The following is a 6,679-nucleotide window of genomic DNA, read 5'->3' as shown; positions in this document are numbered from 1 at the left end:
TGTCTTTGAGCTGAACCAATTCATTTATGATCTTGCCATGGAGCCTTCGGCTGCCGGCGGCACATGGGCCGGCATTGAAGAGGCGCTGAAGGAGTCGGACGTGCTGCTGGGAGAAGCCCCCATTTTGAAATGCCTGCAGGCGGGCGAGGAGCTGGGCATCAGCCAGTATGAAAACGCGCTGGCCAATGAGGACGTGTCCGTGGCAGCGAAGACGCTGATCAAGCGGACGCTGCTGCCGATTCTCTCGGATCATCTCATCGACCTGCAACAGAGGCGTGACCAGGGGCAGTGAAAAGTCTGCCACGCGCGGCTTGGGAAATTAAGCGCACATCTTAATCGCCATGAGTGACTTCCTATTCTCAGTGCTGCTAACCGTGCTCGACAAGCAGTCGTTCGTGGAGTCTGCTGAAGGCACAGGCGCCACCCAGGCCAAAAGACAGGGCTTGTGATTGATTCATGAAAAAGCCAGCCCCACCTCCAGCGCGGAAGCGCACCCTGCGCAAAGCCGCTCCTGCACCACGGAAGACACCGCCGAAGAAAGCCGTTGAGTGCCCCATCGTGGGCATCGGGGCTTCAGCGGGCGGTTTGGAGGCGCTGGTGCAGTTCCTGGGCCATGTGCCCAAAGACAGCGGCATGGCGTATGTGATCGTGCAGCATCTGGACCCGACGCAGAAGGGCATGATGCCCGAGCTGCTGCAGCGTGCCACGAAGCTGAAGGTGATGCAGGTGAAGGACCGCACGCGGGCGGAGCCGAACTGCGTGTATGTGATTCCGCCGAACAGCGACATGTCCGTGCTGCGGGGTGTGCTGCACCTGCTGGCTCCCGTGGAGATGCGCGGACTGCGGCTGCCGATCGACTTCTTCTTCCGCTCTCTGGCGGAAGATCAGCGGGAGCAGAGCGTGGGCATCATCCTTTCCGGCATGGGCAGCGATGGCACGCTGGGGCTGCGCGCCATCAAGGAGAAGGCGGGCATTGTGCTGGTGCAGGATCCTGCCACGGCGAAGTTTGACGCGATGCCGCGCAGCGTGATTGATGCGGGGCTGGCGGACATCGTGGCCTCCGCCGATGAGCTGCCGGAGAAACTCATCGTCTACCGGAGGCATCTGCCGCATCTGGACAAGTCCGAGCTGCATCTGGAGGAGAAGGTGCAGAGTGCGCTGGAAAAGATCGTCATCCTTCTGCGCGGGCACAGCGGGCATGATTTCACGCTGTACCGCCGCAGCACGCTGTACCGGCGCGTGGAGAGGCGCATGGGGATTCATCAGGTGGGCAAGATCAGCGGCTATGTGCGCTACTTGCAGGAGAATCCGCAGGAGCTGGGCATCCTCTTCAAGGAGCTGCTCATCGGTGTGACGAATTTCTTCCGCGACAAGGCCGCCTGGGAGCAACTGGCCAGCAAGGCGCTGCCGCTGCTGCTGAAAGACCGGCCTGCGGGCAGCACCCTGCGCGCATGGGTGGCGGGCTGCTCCACGGGGGAGGAGGCCTACTCGCTGGCCATGACTTTCAAGGAGACGCTGAAGCAGCTCAAGATCACGGACAACATCTCGCTGCAGATCTATGCCACGGATCTGGACAAGGACGCGATCGACAAGGCGCGCCTGGGTTTGTTTCCTGAGAACATCGTCGCGGATGTGTCGCCTGCGCGGCTGGCGCGCTTTTTCATCAAGGAAGAATGCGGCTACCGCGTGAACAAGGAGATCCGCTCCATGGTGGTCTTTGCGCCGCAGAACCTGATCATGGACCCGCCGTTCACCAAGCTGGACATCCTGTGCTGCCGGAACCTGCTGATCTACCTCACGCCGGAGCTGCAGAAGAAGCTTTTCCCGCTTTTCCACTACAGCCTGAATCCCGGCGGGGTGCTGTTTCTCGGCAGTGCGGAGAGCATCGGCAACTTCACGCACCTCTTCACCGCGCTGGCGCTGAAGGAGCGTATTTTTCAGCGCAACGAAACGGCCATGCAGGGCAGCCACCTGGATTTTCCGGCCGTGTATGTGCCGGCGCACACGAGCCGCCAGGAATCGCAGGTCGCATCGCGAGTTCCGGCACCGAGTTTGCAGGCGGTCGCGGACCAGATGCTGCAGCAGCGCTACGCACCGCCCGCCGTGCTGGTGAACGAGCATGGCGACATCTTGTACATCAGCGGCAAGACGGGAAAATTTTTGGAGCCCGCCGCCGGCAAGGCGAACTGGAACGTCATCGCCATGGCGCATGACGGCCTGCGCACGGAGCTCTCCAACGCGATGCAAAAGGTCATCCGTAAAAAAGGCAGCGTCACCGTGCGTGGCATCAAAATCGGCCCCTCGGCCGACACGCGGGCCGTGGACATCATGGTGCAGGCCATTGAGGAGCCGAAGGAGCTCTTTGGCATGCTGCTCATCGTGTTTACTGAAACCGTCGTCCCTGCCGAACTCCGGCTTGACCGTGCCAAAGGCAAGGCCAGCGCCAGCAGCAGCAGCGCGCGCCAGCGGGAGCTGCAAAATGAGCTGAAGCATGCGCGTGATGAAGTGCAGGCGGGGCGCGAGGAGATGCAGACCTCCCAGGAGGAGCTGAAGTCCATGAACGAGGAGCTGCAATCGACCAATGAGGAGCTGCAGTCCACGAACGAGGAGCTCATGACTTCGAAGGAGGAGATGCAGTCTCTCAATGAAGAGCTGCAGACGGTGAATGCGGAGCTGCAGGCGAAGCTGGACGAGCTCTCCGGCACGAACAACGACATGAAGAACCTGCTCAACAGCACGGACATCGCGACGGTGTTTCTGGACAACGAGCTGCATGTGCGGCGCTTCACGCTGCAGGCGAAGACGATCATCAAATTCATCCCCAGCGATGTGGGGCGGCCCATCACGGACCTGGCGTCCGACCTGCTCTATCCCGAGCTGGTCAAGGACGCGCAGGAGGTGCTGCGCACGCTGGTCTTCAGCGAGCGCTCCATCGCCACGCAGGACGGGCGCTGGTTCACGGTGCGCATCATGCCCTATCGTACGATGGACAACCGCATCGACGGTGTGGTCATCACTTTTGCGGACATCACCGCTGCGAAGAAAATCGAGGCCGATCTGCGCGAGCAGCACCGGCTGTTGACGCGGCAGGCCGTGGAGCAGGGCCGCGCGCTGGACAAAGCTCTCGGCAAACCCAAGGGCCGCCGGGTGGCCGCCCCGCAACGGAAATACAAATTATGAAACAACGTGTCATCGACCTGCGCCGCCGTGCTGAAAGCCAGCTGCGGGAAATGCCTGCCAAAACCAAGCGTGCCCCCAGCGCTGCGGATGCGCAGCGCGCGCTGCAGGAGCTGCAGATTCACCAGATCGAGCTGGAGCTGCAAAACGAGGAGCTCAAGCTCACGAAGGCGGAGGTGGACGCGGGGCTGGAGAAGTACACGAACCTCTATGACTTCGCGCCCGTGGGGTATTTCACGCTGGGCGTGGACGGCACCATCAGCCAGGTGAATCTCACCGGCACCAGCATCGTGGGGGTGCAGCGTTCCCGGCTGCTGGGCCAGCGCTTTGGCGCGCTGCTGGAGGCCAGAGTGCGCCGGGAGTTCAATGTCTTCCTCGCGCAGGTCTTTAAAGACGATGCGCGGCACTCCGCCGACTTTGAACTGCTGCGGCAGGACCAGCCGCCGATGATCGTGAACATAGCGGCCAAGCGCCTGAGCAACGAGCATGAATGCCACGTTGTGATAGTGGACATCACGGCGCGCAAAAAGGTGGAGGACATCCTGCGCCGCAATGAGGCGCTCTTTTCCGCGCTGCTGAGCCAGGCGCCCATCGGCGTGTATGTGGTGGATGACCAGCTGCGCATGGTGCAGGTGAATCCCCGGGCGATGCCTTTGTTCAGCAACATCGAGCCGCTGATCGGGCGCTGCTTTGCGGAGGTGATCCGCCTGCTGTGGCCGAAGCGCGTGGCGGACGCCGCGGAGAGGCGCTTCCGGCACACGCTGAAGACGGGGGAGCCGTATCAGTCGCCCGAGTTTGTGGAGCGGCGCAAGGACACCCATGTGAAGGAGGCGTATGAGTGGCAGATCCAGCGCGTGACGCTGCCATCCGGCGACCACCGCGTGGTGTGCTTTTTCAACAACATCACGGAGCGCAAACGTGCGGAGGAAACCCAGCGCCGCATGGAAGTGCTGGCCGCCTCCAACGCGAAGCTCAAGCTGGAGATCATCCGTCGCGAGGCGGTGGAGGCCGCGCTCAAGATGAGCGAGCAGCATGCCCATGAGCTGCTCAACCAGTCACGCCAGCTGCAGAAAAAGCTGCGCGAGGCCTCCCACCAGCGCCTCCTCGCCCTGGAAAATCAGCGCAAGGACATCAGCCATGAGCTGCATGACAAGATCAGCCAGGTGCTGATCGGCATCAATGTGCGGCTGGCGGTCTTCACGCGCACGGCGGGGGTCGATGAGAAGGCCATGGCCCCGGTGCGTGAGCTGGTGGAGCAGTCCGTGCGCATCATCCACGACTATGCGCGGGAGCTGCGTCCGGCGATGCTGGACCAGCTAGGCCTCATCCCGACGCTCAGCACTTACATCAACGAAATCCCCAAGCACAAAGGGCGGGAGATCAAATTCACCGCATCGCCGGATGTGGAGGCGCTGGACAACGACAAGCGCACGGTGCTCTACCGCGTGGCGCAGGAGGCGCTGATCAACGTGGGCAAGCATGCGCATGCACACCATGTGGACGTGAGTCTGCGGCATGCACGCGGCGGTGTGTGCCTGGAGATCACGGATGATGGCAAGTCCTTTGACGTGGACCTGCTCTCCTCCCCGCAGTGGAGCCGCCGCCTCGGCCTGACCGGCATGCGCGAACGCGTGGAGATGGTCAACGGTGTGTTCAGCATTGTGTCGAAGCGCGGCAAGGGGACGACGATCCGTGCGGTGATTCCGGTGGGGAAGGAAGTGAGCCGGGCGAAGCGGGGCAAGAAGGTGAAGTGAGGGGCTGGATGCTGGATGCTGGGGAATGTATTAGAGAGTGGTATGCGGTTTAGGGGGTGGATTGAGGGATGAGGGGCTTTGTTTTGCGGAGCCATCTTCGATTTGGGGTGAAGGCCCCATGGCTGGATGACGGCGGAGGATGGAGGGTGCTGTCTTATGAAACCCACAACCAGGACGACGCAGGAACTTCGGGATGAAGTCGATCTCAATGACAAGGTGATGGAGGATGCGGCGGCGAACGACAGCCAGGACCTCCTGGAGCCGGAAACCGTGCCGGGGAATGACCGCATCTCCGCATGGGATGAAAGTGAGGACGAAGCCGGGCACCGCGTGGAGAGCGAGCCTGCTGTGAAGGACGAGACCATCGCGGAACAGCTTGTGGATGCAGGCAGTGACGAGGCGGGCGAGGAGCAGCGTCTGAGCGCCGCTTTGAACAAGCCGGAGGATGGGCAGCGCTGAGCGCGGGTGTGGTATAGCGGAGCGCGGAGGTGTGGAGGTGCAGGTGGGGTTTCACCCCATTTCGGGTGGGGTGCGGGGCAGGCAGGGTGTGTTGATTTTCACACCCTCAACGCCATTATCCAAGACCATGCTCATTTCTGCCACCACACTCAAGGGATACTCATTGGAAGGCCTGGACGGCGCCATGGGGAAGGTACGCGAATTCTACTTTGATGACCGCTTCTGGACGGTGCGCTACCTGGTGGCGGACACGGGGAGCTGGCTGACGGGCAGGCAGGTGCTGATCTCTCCGCATGCCCTGGTGGGCGTGATGGGGGACAGGGAGCAAATCGCCGTGAACCTGACGAAGCAGCAGATCGAGGAAAGCCCCTCTCTGGACAGTGACAAGCCTGTGTCCCGCCAGTATGAGGAGGACTACTACGGCCACCATGGCTGGCCGACGTACTGGGCCGGCACGGAGATGTGGGGGAATTATCCCGGCATCATGCGGGACCGGGATCTGTGGAACTCCGCCGTGGACGGCAAGTGGGCCTGGGATCCGCACCTGCGCAGCACGTTTGAGGTCACGGACTACGACGTGAAGGCGACGGACGGCGAGATCGGGCATGTGCAGGATTTCATCGTGGATGATGAGACCTGGGAGATCGCGCATGTGGTGGTGAGCACACGCTACTGGCTGCCGGGAAAACGGTTTTTGATTTCTCCGAAGTCGATCGAAGGCGTGAACTGGGGAGAGTCGAACATCTCGGTGAACCTCACGCGGGATGAGATCCAGCATTCGCCGGAATACAGGGAAGGGGAGATGCTGACACGAATGCAGCAAGCACCCACGGATGCGCAGGCGATGGCGGCGTGGCGCAATGAGGGTGATCCGAACTGAGGAGGGGGCGGGTGGAGTGCGGCTGCGATTGGGGGGCGTTTTCGAGGGGCTGGTGGCGGGCGTGGGGTGAGGGGGCTGGCGAGGCACTATTTGCTGCCGCTTTCGGGTGGTGCGTGGTATGCTTGAGTCAGTGAGGACGGCGAAAGCGGTAGCTGCGTTCGCTCCTCACTTCGCGACCGCAGTCCAAATGAGGAGGCGTGAGCTTGCAGCGCGAATTTGGAGTGCGGCTGCGCAACCCTGAAAGGGTGAAGCTGCCGCTTTCGAGCGTCTCTTGGCGGGCGTGGGGTGACTGGCTGGCGAGGCGCTATTCGCTGCCGCTTTCGGGTGGTTTGTGGTATGCGGGAGTCACCGGAGACGGCGAAAGCGGTAGCTGCGTTCGTTCCTCACTTCGCGACCGCAGTCCAAATGG

General features: G+C 62.0%; 5 protein-coding genes. All 5 read left to right on the top strand.

Annotation, left to right across the window (positions count from 1 at the left end; genetic code table 11):
• The coding region (locus WAW39_RS06830; protein ID WP_422317110.1) for a hypothetical protein at window positions 1–292 on the top strand (292 nt) is incomplete at its 5' end.
• A 164-nt stretch (window positions 293–456) separates the two neighbouring features.
• Window positions 457–3,180 carry a chemotaxis protein CheB gene (locus tag WAW39_RS06825; protein ID WP_422317108.1) on the top strand — a complete coding sequence of 908 codons (2,724 nt, stop codon included), beginning with the start codon at window positions 457–459 and terminating at the stop codon, window positions 3,178–3,180.
• Complete coding sequence (locus WAW39_RS06820) at window positions 3,177–4,931, top strand: PAS domain-containing sensor histidine kinase (protein WP_422317106.1); 1,755 nt, start codon at window positions 3,177–3,179, stop codon at window positions 4,929–4,931. Before WAW39_RS06825 ends, WAW39_RS06820 begins: the two co-directional genes overlap by 4 nt.
• 156 nt (window positions 4,932–5,087) lie before the next feature.
• On the top strand, window positions 5,088–5,390 hold the full coding sequence (locus WAW39_RS06815) for a hypothetical protein (protein ID WP_422317104.1): 303 nt from the start codon (window positions 5,088–5,090) through the stop codon (window positions 5,388–5,390).
• A gap of 127 nt (window positions 5,391–5,517) precedes the next feature.
• Entirely contained in the window at window positions 5,518–6,270 is a 753-nt protein-coding gene (locus WAW39_RS06810; RefSeq protein ID WP_422317102.1) for a PRC-barrel domain containing protein, read from the top strand.
• The last annotated feature ends 409 nt before the right edge of the window (window positions 6,271–6,679 follow it).

It is taken from the genome of Prosthecobacter sp. (assembly GCF_049294395.1).
GTDB lineage: Bacteria > Verrucomicrobiota > Verrucomicrobiia > Verrucomicrobiales > Verrucomicrobiaceae > Prosthecobacter.
This window is presented reverse-complemented; position numbering and strand designations above follow the sequence as displayed.

Coding starts and splice junctions, on each gene's coding strand:
- WAW39_RS06825 (WP_422317108.1), top strand. CDS start 457: ATGAAAAAGCCAGCCCCACCTCCAGCGCGGAAGCGCACCCTGCGCAAA.
- WAW39_RS06820 (WP_422317106.1), top strand. CDS start 3,177: ATGAAACAACGTGTCATCGACCTGCGCCGCCGTGCTGAAAGCCAGCTG.
- WAW39_RS06815 (WP_422317104.1), top strand. CDS start 5,088: ATGAAACCCACAACCAGGACGACGCAGGAACTTCGGGATGAAGTCGAT.
- WAW39_RS06810 (WP_422317102.1), top strand. CDS start 5,518: ATGCTCATTTCTGCCACCACACTCAAGGGATACTCATTGGAAGGCCTG.